At 64.3% G+C, this 23,173-nt stretch carries 26 protein-coding genes and 1 tRNA gene; 12 read left to right on the top strand and 15 right to left on the bottom strand.

The annotated features are described in order from the left end of the window. Positions 1–6 precede the first annotated feature (6 nt). From lysA to argH, 3 genes are all read right to left on the bottom strand, one after another. Positions 7–1,266, bottom strand: coding sequence for a diaminopimelate decarboxylase (lysA, locus tag K1177_RS13310; protein ID WP_224703856.1), 1,260 nt, complete (start codon positions 1,264–1,266; stop codon positions 7–9). A 124-nt stretch (positions 1,267–1,390) separates the two neighbouring features. After that, positions 1,391–2,110 (bottom strand): gamma-glutamylcyclotransferase, encoded by a 720-nt coding sequence (locus tag K1177_RS13305; protein ID WP_224703855.1) that lies wholly within the window; start codon positions 2,108–2,110, stop codon positions 1,391–1,393. Positions 2,111–2,159: 49 nt separating this feature from the next. Further along, positions 2,160–3,608 (bottom strand): argininosuccinate lyase, encoded by a 1,449-nt coding sequence (gene argH / locus K1177_RS13300; RefSeq protein ID WP_224703854.1) that lies wholly within the window; start codon positions 3,606–3,608, stop codon positions 2,160–2,162. A 21-nt stretch (positions 3,609–3,629) separates the two neighbouring features. On the opposite strand from argH, the gene K1177_RS13295 reads away from it, so the two are divergent. Beyond that, positions 3,630–4,298 carry a TlpA family protein disulfide reductase gene (locus tag K1177_RS13295; protein ID WP_224703853.1) on the top strand — a complete coding sequence of 223 codons (669 nt, stop codon included), beginning with the start codon at positions 3,630–3,632 and terminating at the stop codon, positions 4,296–4,298. On the opposite strand, the gene K1177_RS13290 is transcribed toward K1177_RS13295, so the two are convergent. Continuing rightward, entirely contained in the window at positions 4,295–4,516 is a 222-nt protein-coding gene (locus K1177_RS13290; protein ID WP_224703852.1) for a hypothetical protein, read from the bottom strand. The two genes, K1177_RS13295 and K1177_RS13290, sit on opposite strands and share 4 nt — an antisense overlap. A gap of 16 nt (positions 4,517–4,532) precedes the next feature. After that, positions 4,533–4,715 carry a putative motility protein gene (locus K1177_RS13285; RefSeq protein ID WP_224703851.1) on the bottom strand — a complete coding sequence of 61 codons (183 nt, stop codon included), beginning with the start codon at positions 4,713–4,715 and terminating at the stop codon, positions 4,533–4,535. 241 nt (positions 4,716–4,956) lie between these two features. On the opposite strand from K1177_RS13285, the gene K1177_RS13280 reads away from it, so the two are divergent. Beyond that, positions 4,957–6,120, top strand: coding sequence for a GGDEF domain-containing protein (locus tag K1177_RS13280; RefSeq protein ID WP_224703850.1), 1,164 nt, complete (start codon positions 4,957–4,959; stop codon positions 6,118–6,120). Between the two features lie 21 nt (positions 6,121–6,141). Here K1177_RS13280 and K1177_RS13275 read toward each other — a convergent pair whose 3' ends face one another. Genes K1177_RS13275 through K1177_RS13265 form a run of 3 tightly spaced genes read right to left on the bottom strand, consistent with a single transcriptional unit; the run spans position 6,142 to position 7,856 of the window. Then, positions 6,142–6,735, bottom strand: a complete 594-nt coding sequence (locus tag K1177_RS13275) for a cob(I)yrinic acid a,c-diamide adenosyltransferase (protein ID WP_224703849.1) — start codon at positions 6,733–6,735, stop codon at positions 6,142–6,144. An 8-nt stretch (positions 6,736–6,743) separates the two neighbouring features. Then, positions 6,744–6,944, bottom strand: coding sequence for a twin transmembrane helix small protein (locus K1177_RS13270; RefSeq protein WP_224703848.1), 201 nt, complete (start codon positions 6,942–6,944; stop codon positions 6,744–6,746). Positions 6,945–6,950: 6 nt separating this feature from the next. Further along, the gene (locus tag K1177_RS13265; RefSeq protein ID WP_224703847.1) at positions 6,951–7,856 is read right to left on the bottom strand and encodes a LysR family transcriptional regulator; all 906 of its coding nucleotides are present in this window, start codon (positions 7,854–7,856) and stop codon (positions 6,951–6,953) included. A gap of 87 nt (positions 7,857–7,943) precedes the next feature. Here K1177_RS13265 and K1177_RS13260 point away from each other — a divergent pair, with 87 nt between their 5' ends. Then, the gene (locus K1177_RS13260; protein ID WP_224703846.1) at positions 7,944–8,888 is read left to right on the top strand and encodes an NAD-dependent epimerase/dehydratase family protein; all 945 of its coding nucleotides are present in this window, start codon (positions 7,944–7,946) and stop codon (positions 8,886–8,888) included. Here the strand turns inward: K1177_RS13260 and gluQRS are convergent. After that, entirely contained in the window at positions 8,885–9,748 is an 864-nt protein-coding gene (gluQRS, locus tag K1177_RS13255) for a tRNA glutamyl-Q(34) synthetase GluQRS (RefSeq protein ID WP_224703845.1), read from the bottom strand. The genes K1177_RS13260 and gluQRS overlap by 4 nt on opposite strands. Here gluQRS and K1177_RS13250 point away from each other — a divergent pair. The 4 genes from K1177_RS13250 (at position 9,733) to K1177_RS13235 (ending at position 12,011) form a co-directional block, all read left to right on the top strand. After that, positions 9,733–10,422, top strand: a complete 690-nt coding sequence (locus K1177_RS13250; RefSeq protein WP_224703844.1) for a DNA-3-methyladenine glycosylase family protein — start codon at positions 9,733–9,735, stop codon at positions 10,420–10,422. The two genes, gluQRS and K1177_RS13250, sit on opposite strands and share 16 nt — an antisense overlap. After that, on the top strand, positions 10,419–11,078 hold the full coding sequence (locus K1177_RS13245) for an alpha/beta hydrolase (protein WP_224703843.1): 660 nt from the start codon (positions 10,419–10,421) through the stop codon (positions 11,076–11,078). Before K1177_RS13250 ends, K1177_RS13245 begins: the two co-directional genes overlap by 4 nt. A gap of 89 nt (positions 11,079–11,167) precedes the next feature. Further along, positions 11,168–11,725: an HNH endonuclease gene (locus K1177_RS13240; protein ID WP_224703842.1), complete on the top strand. Its 558-nt coding sequence runs from the start codon at positions 11,168–11,170 to the stop codon at positions 11,723–11,725. Positions 11,726–11,789: 64 nt separating this feature from the next. Continuing rightward, positions 11,790–12,011 (top strand): type II toxin-antitoxin system RelE/ParE family toxin, encoded by a 222-nt coding sequence (locus tag K1177_RS13235; protein ID WP_224703841.1) that lies wholly within the window; start codon positions 11,790–11,792, stop codon positions 12,009–12,011. Here the strand turns inward: K1177_RS13235 and K1177_RS13230 are convergent. The 5 genes from K1177_RS13230 to K1177_RS13210 all read right to left on the bottom strand — a co-directional run bounded on the left by K1177_RS13230 (position 12,008) and on the right by K1177_RS13210 (position 14,704). Continuing rightward, the gene (locus K1177_RS13230) at positions 12,008–12,514 is read right to left on the bottom strand and encodes a disulfide bond formation protein B (protein WP_224703840.1); all 507 of its coding nucleotides are present in this window, start codon (positions 12,512–12,514) and stop codon (positions 12,008–12,010) included. The two genes, K1177_RS13235 and K1177_RS13230, sit on opposite strands and share 4 nt — an antisense overlap. A gap of 179 nt (positions 12,515–12,693) precedes the next feature. Beyond that, the gene (locus K1177_RS13225; RefSeq protein WP_224703839.1) at positions 12,694–13,374 is read right to left on the bottom strand and encodes an outer membrane protein; all 681 of its coding nucleotides are present in this window, start codon (positions 13,372–13,374) and stop codon (positions 12,694–12,696) included. 173 nt (positions 13,375–13,547) lie between these two features. Then, positions 13,548–13,631: transfer RNA gene (locus tag K1177_RS13220), tRNA-Leu, on the bottom strand. Positions 13,632–13,683: 52 nt separating this feature from the next. After that, positions 13,684–13,992, bottom strand: a complete 309-nt coding sequence (locus K1177_RS13215) for an AzlD family protein (protein WP_224703838.1) — start codon at positions 13,990–13,992, stop codon at positions 13,684–13,686. Further along, positions 13,982–14,704, bottom strand: a complete 723-nt coding sequence (locus K1177_RS13210) for an AzlC family ABC transporter permease (protein ID WP_224703837.1) — start codon at positions 14,702–14,704, stop codon at positions 13,982–13,984. The genes K1177_RS13215 and K1177_RS13210 overlap by 11 nt, the downstream gene beginning before the upstream one ends. 304 nt (positions 14,705–15,008) lie before the next feature. On the opposite strand from K1177_RS13210, the gene K1177_RS13205 reads away from it, so the two are divergent. The 3 genes from K1177_RS13205 to K1177_RS13195 all read left to right on the top strand — a co-directional run bounded on the left by K1177_RS13205 (position 15,009) and on the right by K1177_RS13195 (position 17,668). Beyond that, positions 15,009–16,367 (top strand): MATE family efflux transporter, encoded by a 1,359-nt coding sequence (locus K1177_RS13205; RefSeq protein ID WP_224703836.1) that lies wholly within the window; start codon positions 15,009–15,011, stop codon positions 16,365–16,367. 117 nt (positions 16,368–16,484) lie between these two features. Then, positions 16,485–17,069, top strand: coding sequence for a TetR/AcrR family transcriptional regulator (locus K1177_RS13200; protein ID WP_224703835.1), 585 nt, complete (start codon positions 16,485–16,487; stop codon positions 17,067–17,069). Positions 17,070–17,110: 41 nt separating this feature from the next. Beyond that, positions 17,111–17,668 (top strand): peroxiredoxin family protein, encoded by a 558-nt coding sequence (locus K1177_RS13195; RefSeq protein WP_224703834.1) that lies wholly within the window; start codon positions 17,111–17,113, stop codon positions 17,666–17,668. 78 nt (positions 17,669–17,746) lie between these two features. Here K1177_RS13195 and secA read toward each other — a convergent pair whose 3' ends face one another. Beyond that, on the bottom strand, positions 17,747–20,491 hold the full coding sequence (gene secA, locus K1177_RS13190; protein WP_224703833.1) for a preprotein translocase subunit SecA: 2,745 nt from the start codon (positions 20,489–20,491) through the stop codon (positions 17,747–17,749). A gap of 371 nt (positions 20,492–20,862) precedes the next feature. On the opposite strand from secA, the gene K1177_RS13185 reads away from it, so the two are divergent. Together K1177_RS13185 and argJ are read left to right on the top strand one after the other, a co-directional pair. Beyond that, a complete protein-coding gene (locus K1177_RS13185; RefSeq protein ID WP_224703832.1) occupies positions 20,863–21,804 on the top strand; it encodes a peptidylprolyl isomerase in 942 nt (313 codons plus the stop codon). A gap of 135 nt (positions 21,805–21,939) precedes the next feature. Beyond that, positions 21,940–23,172, top strand: a complete 1,233-nt coding sequence (gene argJ / locus K1177_RS13180; protein ID WP_224703831.1) for a bifunctional glutamate N-acetyltransferase/amino-acid acetyltransferase ArgJ — start codon at positions 21,940–21,942, stop codon at positions 23,170–23,172. Position 23,173: the final 1 nt, after the last annotated feature.

The raw sequence follows: 23,173 nt of genomic DNA, 5'->3' as shown, positions 1-23,173 counted from the left end.
GCGGGGTCAGACCCAGTCGGGGACGCTGTCGAGGGCGATCAGCTCATCGAGCGACTTGCGCGGGCGGATCACGTGGAAGCGGTCGCCATCGACCAGCACCTCGGGAATCAGCGCGCGCGAATTGTAGGTTGACGCCATCACCGCGCCATAGGCGCCCGCACTCATGATGGCCAGCAGATCGCCTTCCTTGACGCCCGGCATGGTGCGAGCCTTGGCAAGATAGTCGCCGGTCTCGCAGACCGGGCCGACGATATCGGCCGTGATGGGCGGCAGGTTGGAATGGTTGACCGGCACCACATCGTGGTGCGCCTCATAAAGCGTGGGGCGGATCAGATCGTTCATCGCCGCATCGACGATGACGAAATTGGTGCCGCCTTCCTTCACATATTCCACCTTGGTGACCATGATGCCGGCATTGCCCACCAAGAGGCGCCCCGGCTCGATCACCAGCGTGCAGCCCAGGCGGCCGATCCTGTCGCGCACAACCTTGGCATAGGCTTCGGGCAGGGGCGGCGCGTCTTCCTCGAGATGGTAGGGAATGCCCAGGCCGCCGCCGACGTCGACATGGCGGATGTTGTGGCCATCGGCGCGCAGGTCATCGACCAGGCTCGCCAGCAGGTCAAAGGCGTCGCCAAAGGGCTCGAGGTCGGTGATCTGGCTGCCGATGTGCATGTCAACGCCCACCGCCTCAACTGCGGGCAGTTCGGCGATGCGCTGATAGACCGCGCGGGCCCGGCCATAGGCGATGCCGAACTTGTTCTCCGCCTTGCCGGTGGAGATCTTGGCATGGGTCTTGGCGTCCACATCGGGGTTGATACGCACCGATACGCGCGCCGTAGTGCCCATTTCGGCGGCGATCATGGAGAGGCGTTCCAGCTCGGGTTCGCTCTCGACATTGAAGCACTTGATGCCGGCCGTCAGGCCGCGGCGCATTTCGGTGATGGTCTTGGCGACCCCGGAAAAGACAATCATCTCAGGCTTGATGCCGGCGGCCAGGGCGCGTTCCAGCTCGCCCAGCGACACAACGTCGGCGCCGGCACCTTCACTGGCCATCAACTTGAGCACGGCCTGGTTGGAATTGGCCTTCATGGCATAGGCCAGAAGTGTCGGGATGCCCTCAAAGGCGGCCTTCACCACGCGCACATGGCGGCGCAGCGTCGCGCTGGAATAGACATAGAACGGCGTCCCCACCTTTTCGGCCAGGGCGTTGAGGTTGACGTCCTCGGCGTAGAGCGTGCCGTCGCGATGCTGGAAATGGTGGACCAAGACTCGTCCTCAACAGGGTTGGCCACCTCTGCGGGCGTTCCGGCCTGCGCCGGAAGGACACCGGGATGGTGGATTATTTCGGGATCACTCCCTAGTGCAGCGCCGCCCAAAACGAAAGCAAGACTTATCGATTGGCCTCATAAGTGGCTTCGATATGCGCCGCGACCAGGGACTGCAGCTGCCAGAGATGGGGGTCATGGATGCCCATGGCCTCCAGGTGCTGCACGGTGGCAAAGAGGTACTCGGCCATCGAGCCGCGTGAGCCCACGGCCTTGGCCAGCACTTCAGCGATCGCAGCGTCGGACAGGCCCGAGACATAGCGGCCCGAGTTGCGGTCGATGCAGAAGGTCAGGGCGCGGATGGTGCGGTCGCCCGAGCGGGCATTGACCCAGCGTGGCGGAAAGGCCGAGGGCAGCCAGGCCATCTCGCGCTGCAGCAAGGCCATCATGCAGGCGTCCACCCGATCCGGCGGCAGGCGGTAGAGGACGCCATTGCAGGCGCCACCGCGATCCAGCGCCAGCATCAGGCCGGGGTTTTCGTCCGAACCGCGGAAGCGGTTGTTCCAGCCCAGGCAAAAGGCGCGGTGCCAGCCATGCACCAGCCCATTGCGGCTTTCAACGAAATCGCAGGCTGGTCGCCAGATCAGCGACCCATAGGCAAAGATCCAGACTTCGCGGTCTGCCCGGTCCGGCCCCAGCAATTGCTCGATGATGGCGTGATGTTCGGCTTCGGAGGCAGCCCACATGCCTTCAGGCGGGGCCGGCATGTCATTGGACACGTCCGTGGGCTGGACATAGCCCACATGGCGTTCCGTCAATCTCATCTGCCGGGGAATGCCCGCCATCAGGTCCGATCCAAATCAATCCTGTTGCAAGAGTAGATGGCGCTGGCGTCTAAGCAACCCCGCCATCGCCATGGCCGCCATGCTTCTTCGCCGTCAGCGGCCTGGGGTCGTGCGGCTTGCCGGTCAGGATCGTCTTCCAGCGCGCGGCCTGGGTCAGCACATTTGCCGGGGCGGTGCCGCCATAGCTCTGGCGGGCGGCGACCGAGGCCTCGACGGTCAGCACCTTGTGGATGCGGCTGTCGATGCGCTGGTCGATGAACTTGAAGTCCTCGATGGTCAGGCCCTCCAGCCCGCAATTCTTCTGCTCGGCCAGGGCCACGATCTGCCCGGTGATGTGATGGGCATCGCGGAAGGGAATGTTGAGCTCGCGCACCAGCCAGTCGGCAATATCGGTGGCGGTGGAAAAGCCCGCGGCAGCGGACACGCGCATGCGGTCGCGATTGGGCACCATGTCGCCGACCATGCCGGTCATCGCCGCCAGGGACAGCGACAGGGCGTCGAGCGCGTCGAAGGCGACTTCCTTGTCTTCCTGCATGTCCTTGGAATAGGCCAGCGGCAGCCCCTTCATCACCACGATCAGGCTGGTGAGTGCGCCCAGGATGCGGCCGATCTTGGCGCGTACCAGTTCGGCGGCATCGGGATTGCGCTTCTGCGGCATGATCGAAGAGCCGGTGGTGAACTTGTCGGAGAGGCGCACAAAGCCGAACTGGGCCGAGCTCCAGATCACCATCTCCTCGGCGAAGCGGGAGAGATGCATGGCGCAGATGGCCGCAGCGGCGACGGTCTCGATAACAAAATCTCGGTCCGACACGGCGTCGAGCGAATTGGCCGTCGGGCGGTCAAAGCCCAGTTTTTCCGCCGTCATGTGGCGGTCGATGGGGTAGGGCGTTCCGGCCAGGGCAGCCGAGCCGAGCGGGCTTTCGTTGAGCCGCTTGCGGGCGTCGGCAAGGCGGCTGGCGTCGCGGCCGAGCATTTCGACATAGGCCAGCAGATGGTGGCCGAAGGTCACCGGCTGAGCGCTCTGCAGATGGGTAAAGCCGGGCATGATGGTTTCGGCTTCGTCTTCGGCCTTGTTGGCCAGGGCCAGCTGCAGCGTCGTCACCTGGATGATCAGCGTGTCGATGGTGTCGCGAACATAGAGCTTGAAGTCGGTGGCGACCTGGTCATTACGCGAACGGGCCGTGTGCAGGCGCCCGGCGGCGTCGCCGATCTTCTCGCGCAGGCGGCTCTCGACGTTCATATGGATGTCCTCGAGCGCCCGCGAGAACGTGAAGGTGCCACCCTCGATTTCGGCGAGCACCTCGTTTAGACCGGCCAGGATGCTGGCGCGATCTGCCTGCGTCAGAATGCCTGTCTCGGCAAGCATTGTGGCATGGGCAATTGATCCGGCAATATCCTGGCGGAACAGGCGCTGGTCGAACCCGATCGAGGCGTTGATTTCTTCCATGATGGCATCGGGGCCCGTGGCGAACCGGCCGCCCCACATCTTGTTGCTCATCGACTACCTCGGAGATCTGTTATGACCGAAACGCAAGCGCCAGCCCCCCGACCATCCGGCCGCAGGCGGCTGCTGGTCACTCTGGGTGTGGCGGGATTGGGCGTAGCTATAGCGACGTGGGTCTGGCTCGGCAATGCCGGACAGGCCGGCGAATGCGTCGCCCAGCCAGCCGCCGCCGCGGCAATCGACGCGGCAGCGGTGGGGGAGCTGGCGGCTCTGAACGGCACAGGCGAGGGGCGGGGCTATTCTACGCTTGGATTTGCCGATGCCGATGGCAAGCCGGTGACGATCGCCGATTTCAAGGGCAAGGCGCTGCTGGTCAACTTCTGGGCGAGCTGGTGCGTACCCTGCCGGGCCGAGATGCCGGCGCTTGATGCGCTGGCCGGCAAGTATAATGGGCAGGACTTCATGGTGCTGCCGATCAATCTCGATATCGGCGCGGGCGGGCTGGACAAGGCCAAGGCCTTTCTTGACGAAAACAAGTTCGCGCATCTGCCGCTTTACGCCGACAGCAGCTTTGCCGCTTTCGAGCGGCTCAAGCAGGAGGCCGTTGCCGTCGGCCTTCCCGCAACGCTTGTTCTGGACAAGAACGGGTGCGAACTGGCGGTGCTGCAGGGCCCCGCTGAATGGAACACCCCCGACGGCGAAGCCGTGGTGGAGGCGCTCAAGGGTCTGGGCAGCCAGAGCTAGACGAGGCGATCCACATCGGCGCCGGTCACCATCTGGGGTTTGCTGGCTGGTTCGGTGGGATTGAGCAGTTGCGCCTGCGCCTGCTCGGCGGCGCGCGCATTTTCCAGCTTCATGCGCAGCTCGGCGACCTTGCCGAGATGGGCGGCGAGCGGGGTCGCGTCGCGGGCGACGATGCGGTTGATCATGACAGTCGGGCCGATCCCCAGGGCATTGCTCATGGCAGGCTCCTTTCGGTCAGGCGCGCTTGTCCACCTGCGTCCCCTGGCCGGGCAGCGGCGGCGAAAGCGCCTGCTGGGTCAGTGTGTTCAGCAGTTCGTTCTGCATTTCATTGGCCTTCTTGAACACCGCGATCTGGACGCTGTTCTGCGTCTTGATGGTGTTCATGGCCAGCATCTGCGTGGAGAGGTCGGCGTTCATGTCGGACCTCCTTTCTGCCTGATGTCCATCGCATCACCGTAGCGGTCGGCCCTAAACAAAGACTTCCCCGTTGTGGTCAATTTGAAGGAAATGCCTAATAGAGTGTTCTGCCGTGGCGGCGGCGCGCGTTAAGCCCTGGCTAAGGCTGAGTGCAGGCTCTGGGCATCCCCATGACAAACTTCATGGATCGCTTACGCCTGTCTGGTGAAGTGCCGGCAGTATACGCCAAGCCGGATTGACCATGTTCCTGCAGGATCTGTTTATCGCCATCATTGAGGGGACCGGCGTTCTCGCGCTGATGGCAATCCTGTTCGGCGTCATTGAGCGGCAGGACTGGCCGCGCTGGACCCGCTCAATCCTGCAGGGTCTCGTCTTTGGCATTGGCGGCATCGTCACCATCATGTCTCCCACCCATATTGGGGGCGGCGTCATGGTGGATTCACGCGGCATTGTCATCGGCTTTGCGGCCGCCTTCGGCGGTTGGCCGGCGGCACTGGTCGCCGGCGCAATGGCCGCGGCCTATCGCGGATGGCTGGGAGGTTCTGGCGCGCTGCCCGGCGTGGTCGGCATCTGTGCGGCAGCCTTGCTGGGCCTGGGCTGGCGCCATTGGCTGCGGCCCCGCTCGGCGGTCAAGGCCCGGCATCTCTTCGTGCTCGGGGTGGTCGTGTCCTGCTATGTGCTGACGGGCGCGGTGATGGGCTATGCCAGCGCTTGGTCGCTGATCACCCAGGTCGGGCCCTTTGTTCTGTTGGCGTCGGTGGTGGCGGCGGTGCTGCTGGGGCTGTTCGTCGAGCGCGAACTGGCGCAGATCCTGCGCGAGCAGGAGTGGAAGACGCGGGCGCTCACCGATCCTTTGACCGCACTGCCCAATCGTCGCGCTTTCGAGCGGGGTATCGCCGGGCTGCGCCACCCAGACAGGCTCGCGGCCCTGCTCATCATCGATCTCGACCACTTCAAGATCGTCAATGACACGTTCGGCCACGCCGCCGGCGACCATGTGCTGCAACAGGTGTCGCGCGTCCTGCGGGCCAGCCTGCGCGGTCGCGATCTGCTATCGCGACTGGGAGGCGAGGAGCTGGCCGTGCTGCTGCCCGATACCACGGTCGCCATCACCGAACAGGTGGCCGAGCGCCTGCGCCAGGCCATCGATGGACTTGATCTGGTCTGGGAGGGGCAACCCATCCACATCAGCGCCAGTTTCGGGGTGTCCATGGCCAGGGGTGATCTGCCGGCCGAAGATCTGTTCGCCCAGGCCGATGCGGCGCTCTATGCCGCCAAGCGGGGTGGTCGCAACCGCGTGGTGTTCTCTGGCGATATGCTGAGCCCGACCGTGGACGAGATCGTGCTGGAACTTGACCGGGCCCAAATGACCGTCGACGACGCAGCGCCGCCGCGCGCCGCCTGACGCGGCCGTGGCGCGATGCGATCAGCGCTTGCGCTGATCGCCATTGCCGCCCGGCACCCACAGCACGTCGCGGCTGCCATTGCCATTGGCCACCCGCGAGAGCACGAACAACAGGTCCGACAGTCGGTTGAGATAGCGGATGGCCTCTGGATTGGTGTCCGGCTCGGCTGCCGCCAGTTCGACAGTGATGCGCTCGGCGCGGCGCGTTACGGTGCGCGCCAGATGCAGCGTGGCTGCCAGCGGCGAGCCGCCGGGCAAGACGAAGCTGGTCAGCGGCGCGAGCGTCGCATTGTACTGGTCAATGGCGCTTTCGAGCGCTGCGGTCTGGACCGCCCGGACGCGCAGAGAGGGATATTCCGCGGCGGGATCGTCGGCGCCGGGCGTGGCCAGGTCGGAGCCGACATCGAACAAATCGTTCTGGATGCGGCTGAGCAGCATGTCGATGCGCGGCATGCCGGAAGTGTGCAGCCTTGCCTGGCCGAGGCAGGCATTGGCCTCGTCGACCGTACCATAGGCCTCGACGCGCAAATCGTATTTCGGGCGGCGCGGACCGCGCACCAGGCCAGTGGTGCCGTCATCACCGGTCTTGGTATAGATCACGTTGAGCTTGACCATGGTGCCGCTCAGCCCTGCCGGCCGCCGAACAGGAACAGCGCCGCCAGCAGCAGCGCCAGGGCGATGGCCTGGCCAATCACGCGCAGACGCATCAGACGCTGGCTGGTATTGCCCGGGCCGGCCTTGAGCATGTTCCACAGGCCCATCCCCAGAACAATGACCACGAAGAGCATCGCAAGAGCGATGGCGATATTGAGCGCTGTTTGCATTGAGTCCTACCGAAAGGGTGCCTTGCCGTTGATATACGTTTCCAGACCCTCGGCAAGCGCATCATAGATCGCACGAATCCGGTGCGAGGTGAACAATTCCCTGTGAGTTGTGAGCCAGACATCGAGCGGCGGGATCTCGAGGTCGATCGGCAGCGCCACCATTCCAGGGGTGCTGGCGACCAGCCTGGCCTGGCCGAAACCGATGCCGAGGCCGGCCAGCATCAAGGCCCATAGATGGGTCTGTGAGTCCGACCGCAGCTTGAAATTGTCACGCGTCAGGGCAAGGCCGATACTCCGGGCATGGGTCTCGATGGCGTCCGAGCGGTCAAAGCCGATCAGGTCGTGCTCGAGCAGGTCGGTCATGCTGCGCGGCGTGCCGCGGCGGGCCAGATAGTCGGCGTGGGCGGCTGCGATGAGCTCGATTGCGCCCAGCCGGCGGGTCACCAGTTCAAGCTGGGTCGGCCGAAACATGCGGATGGCGATGTCGGCCTCACGCAGCAGCAGGTTCTCGGCCGAGTCCGATGGAACGATCTCGATGGCGATCCGCGGATAGCGCTGGCGGATGGGCAGCAGAAGTTGCGGCAGCACGTGGTTGGAGATCATCTCGCTGGCGGTGATGCGCACGGTGCCGCCGAAATCGTCGAGCGCGCCCTGGGCAACGATGGAGGCCTCGGCCAGCAGCGCCTGCGCGCGCGACACCGAATCAAACAGGCGCAGCGCCGTGGCATTGGGCTTGAGACCGGTGAGGCTGCGCTCGAACAGTGTCAGGCCCAGATCAGCCTCAAGCGTTTCGACGTGGCGGCCCACGGTTGGCTGGCTGATGCCCAGTTCGCGCGCCGCCCCGGAGAGTGAGCCATTGGCGACAACGGCAGCAAAGCTGCGCCACAGGGCCCAGTCCGGCTCTCTATTCATAATTGAATGCCTGTTGTTCGATTTATGGCAATCGCGCCACAAGAATGAATGGCGCATGCTTGCTTTCAACACAAGTGGAGCGCCAAAATGACCAAGGGCAATGTGACAATACTGGGGATCAACGGCCACATCGGCCATCACGCCGCAAAGGCCTTTCTGGACGCCGGATACAGCGTCATCGGCATGGGCCGCAGCAATCGCCATCCGATCAGCGGCGTGCGCTTCGTGCCCGGCGATGCGGCGAGCCTGGATGATCTCAGGGCGGCCATCGCGCCGGCCGATATCGTGGTCAATGCGCTCAACCTGCCTTATGACAAGTGGGACAAGGGCCGGGCCGTCGCCCAGCTGGCGCTGGTGATTGCGGCCATGGGCGACAGCGGCAAGACGCTGATGTATCCGGGCAATATCTACAACTATGCCGCAACCGACCGGCGGATAACGCCCGACACGCCGCAAAACCCGCAGACGCCGCGCGGCGCCATCAGGGTGGAGCAGGAACAGATGCTGGCCGCAGCCAGCCGCGAGGGCCGGTTCCAGACCATCATCCTGCGCGCCGGCGATTTCTATGCGCCCGGCAATGTGGGGGACTGGTTCGACCAGGCCATGCTGACCGATATCGGCAAGGGCAAGATTCATCATCTGGCCGCGCTCGACCTCGGCCATGCATGGGCCTATCTGCCTGATCTCGGACGGGCCTTTGCCGTGCTGGCGGAGAAACGGGCCACATTCGGGCCATTCGAGACGTTCCACTTTGCCGGCCACTATGTGACGCATGGCGCATTGATGGCCGCCATACAGAGCGCCTGGCCAACACCGCTGCAGGTCACGCCCATGCCCTGGGTGCTGCTGCAAGCCATGGGGCTGGTCAACGGCTTCGTGCGCGAGATCGTCAAGATGCGCTATCTGTGGAACAACCCGATGGAACTGGTCGATCCCCGGCTCGATGCGTTGCTCGGCCCGGACTTTGCGACGCCGTTCCCTCAAGCCATCGCACAGGTCATGGCGCCGCTGGCAAAAGCGCGGGCGGCCTAGTCGCCCAGCCCGACGGCGCGACGCACATCGGCCGGTGTCCAGCCGGCCTCCCGCAGGCTCGCCAGGGATGGCGAGCCTTTCGATTTGGCCAGCTTTCGCCCATCCTCGTCCAGGATCAGCCGGTGGAAATGGTAGATGGGAGAAGTGAGACCCAGCAGCATCTGCAGCAGCACATGGATGTCGGTTGCCGCCTCCATGTCCCGGCCGCGGGTGACATGGGTGATGTCCTGGGCCGCGTCGTCGACCACCACGGCCAGGTGATAGCTCGTTGGCGTCCCCTTGCGCTGCAGCACGACGTCGCCCCAACGCTCCGGACGGGCATGGCGGATCTGCGGACGGTCGGTCACCAGCGGCCCCACCACCGTATAGGTCAGCATGCCGGCGCGCGCCGTTGCCGCCTCGGTATCGAGGCGGAACTGCACGGGGTCGCCACGCTCCAGCCGTTCGATCTGCTCGCTGCGGGCCATATGCCGACACGTGCCGGGATAGAGCGGCGCCCCGTCGGGGTCCGTTCCGGTGGCGAGGGCCGCGACCTCGGTGCGGCTGCAGAAGCACGGATAGAGCAGGCGCTGGTCGCGCAGCGCATTGCCGGCATCGGCATAGGCCTGCATGCGATCGGACTGGTGCATCACCGGCACCGGCCAGTCGAGTCCCAGCCAATGCAGATCGTCTTCTATCGCCTGGGCAAATTCGGGTTTACAGCGCTCGGCGTCGATGTCTTCGATGCGCAGCAGCGCCGTGCCGCCCAGGGTGGCGGCGGCCCGCCAGGTCACCAGGGCTGAATAGGCATGGCCAAGGTGCAGCCGGCCATTGGGGCTGGGCGCAAAACGAAGGATGGGATTGGATGAACGGTTTGGCACAGCCGGGTCATAGCATGGGCGCGATCGCGCCGTCACGACGGCTCGACAGCGTGTCGGCCATCGCCACGACGCTGGACCGGTTGGTGGAGATTGATCCGCGCCTCGTGCCGGTGCGCCGCGTGGCTGGCGAAGTGCAGCCGCGCCTGACAGAGCCCGGCTTTGCGGGGATGGCCAAGGTCATCTGCGGGCAGCAGGTCTCTGTGGCAAGCGCCAGCGCCATCTGGTCCCGCTTTGCAGCGCTCGATGGCGCGCTGGATCCGCTGCGCTATCTGGACCTCAGCGAAGAGGCCGTGCGGGCGGCGGGCTTTTCGGGCAGCAAATATCGCACCGTGCGCGCCATAGCGCTGGCGATGGCCAATGGCACGCTGGATTTTGACCATCTCGAGTCACTGCCTGCTGCCGAGGCGGTGGCCTATCTGGTGGCGCACAAGGGCATCGGCCCCTGGACGGCTGAGGTCTATCTCATGTTCTGCGCCGGTCACGCCGATGTTTTTCCAGCCGGTGATCTCGCCCTGCTCAAGGCGGTCGCCCATGGCCTCGGGCTTGACGCCCGTCCGACGATCAAGGACATGATCGGGCTCGCCACCGCTTGGGCGCCCCATCGCTCGGCGGCGGCATTGCTGTTCTGGCGCTATTTTGCCGTGCTGCGCGACAAGGAAGGAATCGCCCTGTGACCAAGCTCTCCGGCCCCATGCTGCCACCGCGTTCCGGTGGCCTGCCGCAACAGGCCGTCGTGCTGCTGCATGGCTATGGTTCGGATGGCAGCGATCTGATCGGCCTGGCGCCGCATTGGCAGGATGTGTTGCCCGACGCTGTCTTCATTTCGCCCAATGGCCCGGACGCCTGCAAGCAGTTCTCAGCCGGCTATCAATGGTTCGATGTCAGCTTCGATGAAGACCGGCTGGCCAGGCGCCAGACGGGCGTCGTCGGGGCGGCGCCGGTGCTGGTCGAGTTCCTGGACGATCTATGGGCGCAAACCGGTATCGCCCCGGCGCAGACCCTGCTGGTCGGGTTCAGCCAGGGGGCGATGATGGCCCTCCATGTCGGGCTGTCGCTGCCACAGCCGCTGATGGGCATCATCGGGTTTTCAGGCGCCTTCCTGCCGCCAGAGGGCTTTGGCGAGGGGCAATTTGCCAAGCCTCCGGTCTGCCTGGTGCATGGTGATAGCGACACGGTGGTCGACCCGGCCCATAGCGCCGAGGCGGATGCGGCCCTGCGGGCGGCAGGCGTGGATGTGCGCTATCACGTCAGCCCCGGTGTCGGGCATGGCATCGCCCCGGACGGGCTCGGTTATGCTACCGATTTCATTACCGGTCTCATGCAAAAATAAGCCCGTCACCCCGGCTTCACAGCCCTGACACAAAGGGCTTAGTATAAAGGGGATATGGACTTACTCGATTCCCATTTCGGGAGACTCAAGTGACCATTCACGTGTCGCCTGAGGCCTGTCCCGCGCTGGTTCTGAACGCCGACTTCCGGCCGCTCAGTTACTATCCGCTTTCGTTGTGGTCGTGGCAGGACGCGATCAAGGCGGTGTGTCTGGACCGGGTCAATATCGTCAGCCTCTACGACACAGTGATCCATTCCCCCAGCTTCGAAATGCGCCTGCCCAGCGTGGTGTCGCTGCGCGACTATGTGAAGCCTGCGCGCCATCCGGCGTTCACACGCTTCAACGTGTTCCTGCGCGATCGCTTCCAGTGCCAATATTGCGGTTCGCGCGAGGATTTGACCTTCGATCACGTCATTCCGCGCTCCAAGGGTGGCCAGACCACCTGGGAGAACGTCGTCGCCGCCTGTGCGCCGTGCAATCTCAAGAAGGCCAACAGGATGCCCAGCGAGATCAAGATGTTCCCGCACCAGGCGCCCTATCACCCGACCGTGCATGACCTGCACAACAATGGCCGCGCCTTCCCACCCAACCATCTGCACCAGAGCTGGCTGGATTATCTCTATTGGGACATCGAGCTCGAGCCCTGATCCCTCGTCCTTTTGGGGGTGCCGACCAATAACTATTATTGGTTGACCATCAGGAGGTCGAGCTATGGCGATCAGTGCCGAATTGGGCGAGGCCCTCGAGCAGGCCGTCAACGATCTGGTTGCGACCGGCCGCTACCACTCCAAAAGCCAAGTGTTGCGCGAAGGCGTCCGCCGGATGCCGATCGGCGCCTATCTTGTGCTCCACCGGGTCGTTGCCGGCACGGTGCAGATTGTCCGGGTCGTCCATGATGGGCAAGATCTTGGCGCCCAGGCGAAGGGCGACTAGCCCCGGCGGTTGCCGCGCATCTGGGCCCAGATCGAAATGCCCAGAAGCGTCACGATGGCCACCGAGATCAGGGCGTTGTAGCCAGCCAGCGAGATGCCGAACAGGCGGAACTGCACCACGTCGCAACCGATCACCGGCTTCATGTCGCTAAGTGCATTGAAATCCATGGCGTCGCCGACACCCGTGCAGGCGGTCGGGCCGGGCCAGAAGCCCCATTCCACACCCGCGTGATAGGCCCCCATGTAGGCGCCCCAGGCGAAGATGGCGGCGACAATGGCCATGGCCAGATACCACACGGCCAGCGGCAGGCGATTCCAGGCAATCAACACGATCAGCAACAGGGGCAGGCCATAGTAATAGGCCATGCGCTGTTCCAGGCACAGCTCGCACGGATAGAGCCCGCCGATGATCTGGCTGCCCCAGGCGCCCAGAATGGTCGCCAGACCGAGCACAAAGGCCAGTGCGGCCGATTTCTTGTCGAGGGGATGCAGCAGCGCGGCCATGGGGCGTTCCATCATTGGGAAAGATCGAGCATGGCGCTGGATAGACCGGCCTTGCGCGCTTTTCCAGCGAATAACGGCCAAATGATCGTCCTGCTGCCCGCAATGACAACGGGCCCGGCGTGGCTGATGCCAGGCCGGGCCCGTCGTCGCATGGGATCGGCGGTCGAAACCGCCGAGCACTAGAACTTGTAGTTGACGCCGCCGCGGATGACGCTGAAGCGCTGGGTAATGTCCGAATTGCCCACCGGCAGGCCCGCATAGCTCTGCGTGCCGAGGTCTACATAGAGATATTCGGCCTTGAAGGTGATGTTCTGGGTGGCCATGGCTTCCATGCCCAGACCCACGGTCCAGCCCAGATGATTGGCCGACTGGGAGGTGACAACATTGGCCGGGCTGGTGACGCTGGCCGTGCCGCGACCGGCAGCAAAGCCGGCCGTCAGATAGGGCATCACCTGGCCAAAGCTCATGCCGGCGCGGCCGCGCAGCGTGCCGAAATAGTCCATGCCGGTCTTGAAGGTGCCAATGCCGGGAATGGCTTCCTCATAGCCCAGGTTGGATCCCTGGAGGTCGGCCTCGGTGCTGATCACCATGCCGCCCAGGTCAAGATTGTACCCGAGTTGCCCGCCCAGCACGAAGCCGGAGGTGCCGTTGGACGTCTCGGCGCCGCCTGCGGTGGGCTTGCGCAGCACATTGCCCCAGCCATAGCCCGCGCTGATACCTGCATAAAAGCCAGACCAGCCCGAGGCCGGCACGGGAGAATAGATCGAGCCCGAGTCTCCACCGTTCCAGCCCAGGTCGGCGGCCATTGCGGACGGCGAGAGCAAAAGGAGTGCGGACAGCAAGAGGGACTTGCGTTTCATGGTTTAGCCTCGTCACGGGTATGCGGTGAACTTTGTGCTAAAATGCGACGCAAACGATTAATGGGTCGGTAAGGAATAGGGTTAACGCGCTGGCTGGGCGTGTGTTTCCCACAATGCGCGCGCGCCATTGCGGTTCACGCTTTGGTGTGTGTCGGGCAGCGATGTGTTGGAAGTGGTGCCCCCCGCCGGACTCGAACCGGCACGCCTCGCGGCGGAGGATTTTGAGTCCTCTGCGTCTACCATTCCGCCAGAGGGGCACGGGCAAAGTCTCTAGCCTAGCTCGCGCCGGTCCGCAACGGGGTCCGGTGTTTATCCGGCCAGGGCGAGCCGCGCGACATAGACAGCCAATACCCCGGTCGCCATGGACAGGATCAGGCTGCGGCTGCGCCAGTACATCAGTGCCGTGGCCAGGGCCGCCAGGAGTTCAGCGGGATTGCCCGTGGCAAGGGCAGGCGCCACCAGCGAAGCCAGCACGGCGCCGGGTACATGGCGCAGCCAGGCCGCGGCAAAGCCGTGGCGGGGCAGGCGGTTGGCCAGCAGCAGACCCAGCGCCTTGACCGCAAAGCTCACCAGCGCCATGCCCAGGATGGCGGCAAGGGCCTGGGGACTAGTCCACATGGCGCACCGTGTCGGCAATGGCGCCGGCCAGGCTGCCGGCGATGCCGCCGATCAGCACATACCAGGTGCCGGGGACAACATGGGCGGCGACAATGGCGCTGAGCGCGGCAACGGCCCAGGGCAGCAGGTCGGCCTTGCCCTTCCACATGCCGAACAGCAGCACCAGGAAGGTGGCGGTAAAGGCAAAGTCGAGGCCATAGGTCGCCGGATCGGCTATGGCTGAGCCGGCCATGTAGCCGAGCAGCGTGGTCAACAGCCAGCAGACATAGGCCAAGACGCCGCCGCCGAGGAGGAAAGCAATGGTGCCGCGCCCCCTCTGCATTTCCAGCATGGTCATGGCCCAGGTCTCGTCCGAGACGATGCCCATCATCAGGGCGCCCTTCCAGGTCTGGTCGGGGCGAAACAGCGGGCGGAGCGTCGCGGTGATCAGCAGGTAGCGCAGGTTGATGATGAGCGCGGCCAGGATCAGTGGCCCGATGGGCAGCGTCGCGGGTCTGGCTGTCCAGAGGTCAAGCGCCACGAACTGGGCCGAGCCGGCAAACACCAGCCCGCTCATCATGAGCACTTCAAGCGGCGTCAGCCCGGCGCCACGCGCCAGCACGCCCCATACCATGCCATAGGCAGCCACCGACAGGACCACCGGAATGCAGGCGCGGGCGCCTGCAAAGAACTGGTCGGCGAAGCCGTGTGTCGAGGGCGGGCTGGTTTGCATGGTCTATGCAATAGCGATCCGCACAGGCCGATGCATCGACAAAACGCTGGTCGGGTCATGACAAGTGGTGATCGCCGTTATTACGGGAAGTGATTGCAGATCGTTGCGGCCGTTGACGCCTTGAGGCCCGGGGCGTAGAGACGGCGCCGTGTCATTGCCACGCCACCAGCGCCCGTCCAGCCGGCATCCCGTATTTGAAGGATGTGAACAGGTCCCCGCAGCGGTCAGTCCGATAATTTGACCCCTAGCTCCATCGTGGGGGCCGTGACGTGACGCGTCCGTGTTCATGTCTTGGGAGTTCAAGATGAGTTTTCAATCCAAACCGCTCTGGCAGCGGTTTCTGATTTTCCTGTTGCCACTGATGGCGAGCAATATCCTGCAGTCGCTGTCGGGCACCCTCAATTCAATTTATGTGGGCCAGCTCGTCGGCGTGGATGCGCTGGCGGCCACAGCCACGTTCTTCCCCATCATGTTCTTCCTGCTCAGCTTCCTGATCGGGCTGTCCTCGGGCTCGACAGTGCTGATCGGCCAGGCCTGGGGCGCCAAGAACATCGACAAGGTCAAGCAGGTCGCCGGCACCACCCTGGCCACGGCCTTTGTGCTGGGCGTGTTGGTGGCCATCGTCGGGGTGATCTGGACAGACCAGATCCTGAGCGTTCTGGGCGTGCCTGCCGATATCGCGCCGATCACGGCCAGCTATGCCCGGGTCATGTTGGGCTGCATGCCCGGCTTCTTCCTGTTCATCGTGGCGACCTCGGTCCTGCGCGGTGTCGGCGACACGATCACGCCGCTGTTTTCGCTGCTGCTGTCGCTGGCGGTGGGTCTGGTGGTGACACCCGCCCTGATCCTGGGCTGGTTCGGCCTGCCGCAGCTAGGGGTGATTGCCGCCGCTGTGGGCTCGATCGCGGGTTTCTTGAGCGTGCTGGTCTTCCTGTTCGTCTATCTGCGGGTGCGCAACATGCCGCTGGCTCCAGATGGGAAGCTGTGGGCGGCCATGCTGCATCCCGACTTCGCGCTGCTGGGTCTCATCCTGCGGCTGGGTCTGCCGGCTGGGCTGCAGATGGTGGTGTCGTCGATCTCGGGCATTGTGGTGGTCGGCCTGGTCAACCGCTTCGGTTCCAGCGCCACGGCGGCCTATGGCGCCCTGGGCCAGGTGATGAGCTATGTGCAGTTCCCCGCCATGTCGATCGGCATCGCCGCCTCGATCTTTGGGGCGCAGGCCATCGGCGCCGGCAAGAGCGATCAGCTCGGCGCCATCACGCGCACGGGCCTGGTGCTCAACCTGTTGATCACCGGTCCGCTGATTGCTCTGGCCTATCTGTTCAGCCAGCATCTGGTGGCTCTGTTCATCACCGATCCGGAGGTGATCGACGTCGCCGAGACGCTGCTGCATGTGGTGTTGTGGAGCATTCTGGCCTTTGGCGGCAGCGTGGTGTTCTCCGGCATCATGCGCTCAAGCGGCACGGTGATCGCGCCCATGGTGCTGTCGCTGATTTGCATCCTGTGCATCGAGCTGCCGGGCGCCATCGTGCTCAGCCAGACAAGCATGGGCCTTACGGGCATATGGGTGGCCTATGCCGCCAGCTTTGTGATGATGTTCGTGCTCCAGGGTTGCTGGTACCGGTTTGTGTGGCGGAAAAAGACGATAACGGCGCTGGTCTAGCGCAATAGTCGCAGGCGCATCGATTGGGGCCGGACAGCACTGTCCGGCCCCTTTTTGTTGCCCGCTTGACAAATCTCCGAACTAGTAAGAAAACTTACTTAGTTGATGGAGTGGACTATGGCGGCACGCGCGAACAAGGGCGATGTTCTCAAGATTGCCGCCTCGCAGGTGGCCTATGAACGTGGGCTGGCGGGGCTGACGCTGGCCAATGTGGCCGAGGCCGCGGGGATGCCGTTGGGCAGTCTCTATTATTACTTCAAATCTAGGGACGACATGGTCGGGGCTGCTGTCAGCCGTGTCGCCGGGCAATTACAGGCCAGACGGGATGAATGGGATGGCCTGGGCGATTCCCGCCTGGCCCTGCGCGCCTTTGCCGGCATGACATTGGGACAGGCCGATATGCTCACCCGCCACGGCTGCCCCGTCGGCACGCTGGTGGCACAGCTGGGTAAGCAGGACCAGGCCGGCGCCGCTGATATCGGCCATGTCTTCACGGCGCTCAGCGACTGGGCGTCTGGTCATTTCCGGCAATTGGGGCTTGATGGGGAGGCGGCGCGGCGGGCTGGGCGCAAGATGGTACGCGACCTCGAGGGCGCTGCCATGCTGGCGCATGCAACCGGTGACCGCACCCACGTCACCGATGTGGTGGAGGATATTCTGGCCGACATCGACGCCATGGCCGCGCACGGACAACCCGCCTGACAAGGGCGACACCAGCGATTTTTCAGGTGCAGGAGAGCACGATGACGCGACTGACCGAGGGGCAGATGGCCCCCAGCATGGAGACCACAGACCTGTTTGGCGCGCCGGTGTCGCTGGCGGCCCTGCGTGGGCGAAAGGTGATGCTGTCGTTCTACCGCTATGCATCCTGCCCGCTGTGCAATCTGCGGGTGCACAGCATGATCGGTCGCCACCCAGAGTGGGTGGCGCGGGGGCTCAGCGTGGTTGCGGTGTTCCAGTCGTCTGCTGCCGATATTGCCCAGCATGTGGGACGGCAGGATGCGCCCTTTCCCATCGTTCCGGACCCGGCCATGCAACACTACAAGCGCTATGGCGTTGAAACCAGCTGGCTGGGCTTTCTCAAGGCGGGGCTGCGCCCGGGCGCCCTGATGGAGGCGTTCTCCAGAGGCTATCTGCCCGCCATGTTCAATGGTCCGCTCAATCGTGTGCCCGCCGATTTCCTTATCGATGAAAACGGGCGCCTGGTCCGCTGCTATTATGGGGCTGATGTTGGCGATCATCTGCCAATGGCCGAGATCGAGGCCTTTGTCGCCCGCAAGCCTGCGCTGGTTCCGGCCTAGCCTTTCGCGCTCACGCCACAAACACAAAGGGCCCGGACAGATGTCCGGGCCCTTTGTGTTGCGATGGTCTGTCCCAGCCTAGAACTGGCCGTGGCAGTGCTTGAACTTCTTGCCCGAGCCGCAGGGGCAGGGGGCATTGCGCGACACGCCGACCAGCAGCTTGGGGTCGATGGGCTTGAGCGAGGGATCGCTGCCCACGGCGCCCAGCGAGTCGGCGATGGTGTCGCCTTCATCAGCGTCGTTCTCGCCAGTCAGCGGGTCAATATGGGTTTCCTGCAGGCGGCTCAGGTCGGGCGTGGGCGGGGTGGCCGCGCGCGGCTGCAGAACGATATGGCTCAGCTGGGTGGTGACCAGTTCACGCAGGTTGACCAGCAGCGCCTGGAACAGCTCATAGGCTTCCTGCTTGTATTCGTTGAGCGGATCGCGCTGGGCAATGCCGCGCCAGCCAACCACCTTGCTGAGGTGGTCGAGCGTCACCAGGTGCTCGCGCCACAGCCCGTCGATGGACTGCAGCAGGATCGACTTTTCCACCTGGCGCATGATGGTCGGGTTGGGCGTGCCGGCCGCTTCCATGGTCGCGATGGTATTGGCTTCCTTGGTGGCAGCGGCCTCGTCCACGGCGCCCTTGATGCGCTCGACGACGATCTCGGGGTCGATGCCGTCCTCGGCCGCCCATTCCTTGATCGGCAATTCGATATTGAGATAGGTCTTGGCGGCGGCCTCGAGCTGCTCGATGTTCCACTGCTCGGGATAGGAGCGCGGCGGAATGGCCTTGGCGACGATGTTCTCCACCACGTCGTGGCGCATTTCCACGACCGTCTCGGAGATATCCTCGGCGTCCATCATCTCCAGACGCTGCTCGAAGATCACCTTGCGCTGATCATTCATCACATCGTCGTACTTGAGGATGTTCTTGCGGATATCGAAGTTGCGCGCTTCCACCTTGCCCTGGGCGCGCTCGATGGCCTTGGTCACCCAGGGATGGGTGATGGATTCGCCCTGCTCGAGCCCCAGCTTGCCCAGCATGGAATCCATGCTGTCCACCGGGAAGATGCGCATCAGATCGTCCTGCAGGCTCAGGAAGAAGGCCGAATGGCCGGGGTCGCCCTGGCGGCCGGAACGACCGCGCAGCTGGTTGTCGATGCGGCGGCTTTCGTGGCGCTCGGTGCCGATCACCATCAGGCCGCCGGCCGCCAGGGCCTTGGCCTTGTCCGATGCGATGGTGCGCTTGATTTCTTCGATCTTGGCTTCGCGCTCGGCGCCTTCGAGGCCCTCGGTCTCGCGCTGGATGCGCATCTCGAGGTTACCGCCGAGCTGGATGTCGGTGCCGCGACCGGCCATGTTGGTGGCGATCGTAATGGCACCGGGCAGGCCGGCGTCGGCGACGATGAAGGCTTCCTGCTCGTGGTGGCGGGCATTGAGCACGTTCATGCTGCCCACGTTCTTCTTGCGCAGCAGCTCGGCGAGCATTTCGGATTTTTCGATCGAGGTGGTGCCCACCAGCACGGGCTGGCCACGGTCCTGGCACTGCTTGATCAGGTCGGCGATGGCGTCGAACTTCTCGGCTGCGGTACGGAAGATGGCGTCTTCATCGTCCACGCGCTGCACGGGCAGGTTGGTGGGGATGGTCACCACGTCGAGCTTGTAGATGTCGGCGAATTCCTCGGCCTCGGTGGCGGCCGTACCGGTCATGCCGGCAAGCTTTTCGTAGAGGCGGAAATAGTTCTGGAAGGTGATCGAGGCCAGCGTCTGGTTCTCTGGCTGGATCTTGACGTGTTCCTTGGCTTCCAGGGCCTGGTGCAGGCCTTCCGAATAGCGGCGGCCGGGCATCATGCGGCCGCTGAACTCGTCGATGATCACCACTTCGTCGTTGCGGACGATGTAGTCCTTGTCCTTGCGGAACAGCTTGTGGGCGCGCAGGGCCGAATTGGCGTGGTGCACCAGGGCGACGTTTTCCAGATCATAGAGCGAGCCGGTCTTGAGCAGGCCGTCGGCGGCCATGCGGGCCTCGAGCTTTTCAATACCGGCATCGGTAAAGGTGGCGGCGCGCTGCTTCTCGTCGAGCTCGAAATCGCCCTCTTCGATGATCGACATCAGGTTGTCGAGCGTGGTGTAGAGCGTCGAGCGGTCTTCGGAGGGACCCGAGATGATCAGGGGCGTGCGCGCCTCGTCGATCAGGATGGAGTCCACTTCGTCCACGATGGCGAAGGCATGGCCGCGCTGCACCATCTGGGCGCGCGTATATTTCATGTTGTCGCGCAGGTAGTCGAAGCCAAGCTCGTTATTGGTGCCATAGGTAATGTCGGCAGCGTACGCAGCCTTGCGCTCGGCATCGGTCATGCCATGGACGATCACGCCCCAGGAGAGGCCGAGGAAATTGTAGATCTGCCCCATCCAGGCCGCGTCGCGCTTGACGAGGTAATCGTTGACGGTGACGAGGTGGGCACCCTTGCCGGTGAGCGCATTGAGATACATTGGCAGGGTCGCCACCAGCGTCTTGCCTTCGCCGGTGCGCATCTCGGCGATGCCGCGCTCATTCATCACCATGCCGCCGATCAGCTGCACGTCGAAGTGGCGCATGCCCAGGACGCGCTTGCCGGCTTCGCGCACGGTGGCGAAAGCGGGCACGATCAAATCATCGAGATCGACGCCCTTTTCCAGCTGGGCCCGGAACTCGGCCGTGCGGGCCCGCAGGGCCTCGTCACTGAGCTTTTCCAGCTCGGGCTCAAGGGCGTTGATGGCGGCCACCTTGCCTTGGTAGCGTTTGACTTGGCGATCCGATGGGGAGCCGAAAATCCGCCGGGCGAGCGCAGCAAGTGCCATATGCAAGGTCCTTCGGTAACTCATCGCGGCGCAGCGGGACACTGCGGATTGGCCAGACCAGGCCTCGTGGCGCGATGAGAAAGCCTCTCCGGCTTTGAATTTCTGTATTCCCGCCGAGCGGCGGAAAAGCGCGTGAGATGTAAGAGCGCCCCCTTGTCTTGTCAACGCTGGCAAAATGGGCGAAACCTCAGTCGTGCTGGCGGGAAACAGCGCAGATGCTGGGCTTTTTGTCCAATCGCGCTCACGAAGTGCGGCGTGGTGCATTTGCCCACTTGTCATTTCCAGCCGCGCCGAGCACAGCCATGGCACAGGAGTGCCGCACACATCCGTCCGGACACCCTGTTCCGCGCCGGCCAAGGAGACCGACCCCAATGATGTTTTCCCCCCTGCGCCTCGCCCGTGGCGCGAGCCTGCTCGTGGTGCTGTTGGCTGCCAGTGCGCTGACGCCTGCCTTCGCCCAAGATGCGGCGCCTGCCGCCGAGGCTCCAGCTGCTGCCGAAGCTGCCGCGCCGGTGTCGCCCGATACCGTGGTGGCGACGGTGGGTGGCGAGGCGATCACCGAAGCCGAGCTGGGCTTTGCAGCCGAAGACCTGGCGCAGGAACTGCAGCAGATGCCGCCCGAACAGCGCAAGGCGTTCCTGGTGCGCGTGCTGATCGACATGAAGGTGATGGCCAAGGCCGGTGCCGACGCCGGCATGGCCGATACGCCGCTGTTTGCCCTGCGCCTGCAGTATCTCAAGGAGCGCGCGCTGCGCCGCGCCTATTTCGCCGATGCCATCGCCGGCTCGGTGACCGAGGAAGCCGTGCGCGCCGCCTATGACAAATTCGTCGCCGACTTCGTGCCACAGCCCGAAATCCGCGCCAGCCACATCCTGGTGGCCACCGAGGAAGAGGCCAAGGCCATCAAGGCCCAGCTCGATGGCGGCGCTGACTTCGCCACCCTGGCCAAGGAAAAGTCGATCGACCCCGGCGCGGCCAATGGCGGCGATCTGGGCTTTTTCGGCAAGGGCATGATGGTGGCACCCTTCGAGGCGGCTGCCTTTGCGCTGACCGATGTGGGCCAGGTGTCCGATCCGGTGCAGTCCCAGTTCGGCTGGCATGTCATTCGCCTCGAAGAAAAGCGCGAGTCCAGCCCGCCGGCCTTCGAACAGGTCGCCGCCCAGCTGCAGCAACAGCTGCTGATGACCACGTTCGACAGCACCGTGGCCAAGCTGATGGATGGCGTTGAGATCGACATTCCCGATCCGGCCCTGGCCGCGGCCGTGTCGGCCCAGACCGAGACGGACGCCGCGGCCGAGCCGGCAGCGCAGTAAGCCGACATGCGTGTGGAGGCGCCAAGCCTCCACACGCCCCAACTGGCAAAGTGCCGAGATGGCGCCGCCTGTCTTGCGAATGCCGCATGTTTGGGGCACACCACAGACCTGTTTGCTTGCAACAAGGTTTGCCCGATGGCCCATCCGGTTTCGCCCCTCGCCCCCACATCCTATCCGGACCTGCCGACCATCGCCGGCGTGCGCTTTGCCACGGCCGAGGCGGGCATCAAGTACAAGAATCGCACCGACGTCCTGCTGATGGCCTTTGATGCCGGCACCACGGTGGCCGGCGTGGTCACCCGTTCGAAATGCTCCTCGGCCGCCGTCGATTGGTGCAAGGCCAATTTGCCGGGGGGCGTGGCACGCGGCCTGGTGGTCAATTCGGGCAATGCCAATGCCTTCACCGGCATCAAGGGGCAGCGCAGCGTCGAGCTGACCGCCGACTTTGCGGCCAAGGCGCTGGGCTGCGCACCCAGCGAAATCTTCCTGGCGTCCACCGGCGTCATCGGCGAGCCGCTTGATGCGGGCAAGTTCGATGGCGTGCTCGACACCATGGCGACCCGGCTGGGCGCGGGTTCCTGGATGGAACCGGCCAAGGCCATCATGACCACCGACACCTTCCCCAAGCTCAATGGCGCGACGCTCGAGATCGACGGCGTCGAGGTCAAGATCAACGGCATTGCCAAGGGCAGCGGCATGATCGCGCCCGACATGGCGACCATGCTGAGCTTTGTGGTCACCGACATGCCGGTTGCCGCGCCGGTGCTTCAGGCCCTGCTGGCCCGCCATGTGCAGACCAGCTTCAACGCCATTACGGTCGATAGCGACACCTCAACGTCGGACACGCTGCTGGTGTTTGCCACCGGCGCGGCGGCGCTCGAGCCCATTACCAGCCTGGATGATCCGCGCGCCGAAGTCTTCGGCGAGGCGCTGCGCGATGTGCTGTTCGATCTGGCTATCCAGGTGGTGCGCGACGGCGAAGGGGCGACCAAGCAGGTGTCCGTTCATGTCGAAGGCGCGACCAGTGACGCCTCGGCCTTCCGCATCGCCAAGGCTATTGCCGACTCCCCCTTGGTCAAGACGGCGATTGCCGGCGAGGATGCCAATTGGGGCCGCGTGGTGATGGCAGTGGGCAAGGCGGGTGAGCCGGCCGATCGCGATCGCCTGTCGATCCGCTTTGGCGACCTGCTGGTGGCCAAGGATGGCGAACGCGCTGGCAATTATGACGAGGCGGCTACCAGCGCCTATATGAAGGGGCAGGAGCTCGAGCTCACCGTGAGCCTGGGCCTGGGGGATGGGCGCGCCACCGTCTACACCTGCGACCTGACGCATGGCTATATCACCATCAATGGCGACTACCGGAGCTGAC

Source organism: Devosia aquimaris, from assembly GCF_020169335.1.
GTDB classification, from domain to species: domain Bacteria; phylum Pseudomonadota; class Alphaproteobacteria; order Rhizobiales; family Devosiaceae; genus Devosia; species Devosia aquimaris.
The sequence above is the reverse complement of the archived record's forward strand: the minus strand, read 5'-3'. Positions and strand labels throughout refer to the sequence as shown.

Bases quoted from the DNA above. Each gene is read 5' to 3' on its own strand.
- K1177_RS13225 (WP_224703839.1), bottom strand. From the start codon at position 13,374: ATGAAACGCAAGTCCCTCTTGCTGTCCGCACTCCTTTTGCTCTCGCCG.
- K1177_RS13260 (WP_224703846.1), top strand. From the start codon at position 7,944: ATGACCAAGGGCAATGTGACAATACTGGGGATCAACGGCCACATCGGC.
- secA (WP_224703833.1), bottom strand. From the start codon at position 20,491: ATGGCACTTGCTGCGCTCGCCCGGCGGATTTTCGGCTCCCCATCGGAT.
- K1177_RS13205 (WP_224703836.1), top strand. From the start codon at position 15,009: ATGAGTTTTCAATCCAAACCGCTCTGGCAGCGGTTTCTGATTTTCCTG.
- K1177_RS13215 (WP_224703838.1), bottom strand. From the start codon at position 13,992: ATGTGGACTAGTCCCCAGGCCCTTGCCGCCATCCTGGGCATGGCGCTG.
- argH (WP_224703854.1), bottom strand. From the start codon at position 3,608: ATGAGCAACAAGATGTGGGGCGGCCGGTTCGCCACGGGCCCCGATGCC.
- K1177_RS13210 (WP_224703837.1), bottom strand. From the start codon at position 14,704: ATGCAAACCAGCCCGCCCTCGACACACGGCTTCGCCGACCAGTTCTTT.
- K1177_RS13230 (WP_224703840.1), bottom strand. From the start codon at position 12,514: ATGGCCGCGCTGCTGCATCCCCTCGACAAGAAATCGGCCGCACTGGCC.
- K1177_RS13265 (WP_224703847.1), bottom strand. From the start codon at position 7,856: ATGAATAGAGAGCCGGACTGGGCCCTGTGGCGCAGCTTTGCTGCCGTT.
- K1177_RS13305 (WP_224703855.1), bottom strand. From the start codon at position 2,110: ATGGCGGGCATTCCCCGGCAGATGAGATTGACGGAACGCCATGTGGGC.
- K1177_RS13200 (WP_224703835.1), top strand. From the start codon at position 16,485: ATGGCGGCACGCGCGAACAAGGGCGATGTTCTCAAGATTGCCGCCTCG.
- K1177_RS13290 (WP_224703852.1), bottom strand. From the start codon at position 4,516: ATGAGCAATGCCCTGGGGATCGGCCCGACTGTCATGATCAACCGCATC.
- K1177_RS13195 (WP_224703834.1), top strand. From the start codon at position 17,111: ATGACGCGACTGACCGAGGGGCAGATGGCCCCCAGCATGGAGACCACA.
- K1177_RS13250 (WP_224703844.1), top strand. From the start codon at position 9,733: ATGAACGGTTTGGCACAGCCGGGTCATAGCATGGGCGCGATCGCGCCG.
- argJ (WP_224703831.1), top strand. From the start codon at position 21,940: ATGGCCCATCCGGTTTCGCCCCTCGCCCCCACATCCTATCCGGACCTG.
- K1177_RS13235 (WP_224703841.1), top strand. From the start codon at position 11,790: ATGGCGATCAGTGCCGAATTGGGCGAGGCCCTCGAGCAGGCCGTCAAC.
- K1177_RS13270 (WP_224703848.1), bottom strand. From the start codon at position 6,944: ATGCAAACAGCGCTCAATATCGCCATCGCTCTTGCGATGCTCTTCGTG.
- K1177_RS13285 (WP_224703851.1), bottom strand. From the start codon at position 4,715: ATGAACGCCGACCTCTCCACGCAGATGCTGGCCATGAACACCATCAAG.
- K1177_RS13185 (WP_224703832.1), top strand. From the start codon at position 20,863: ATGATGTTTTCCCCCCTGCGCCTCGCCCGTGGCGCGAGCCTGCTCGTG.
- K1177_RS13280 (WP_224703850.1), top strand. From the start codon at position 4,957: ATGTTCCTGCAGGATCTGTTTATCGCCATCATTGAGGGGACCGGCGTT.
- K1177_RS13275 (WP_224703849.1), bottom strand. From the start codon at position 6,735: ATGGTCAAGCTCAACGTGATCTATACCAAGACCGGTGATGACGGCACC.
- K1177_RS13295 (WP_224703853.1), top strand. From the start codon at position 3,630: ATGACCGAAACGCAAGCGCCAGCCCCCCGACCATCCGGCCGCAGGCGG.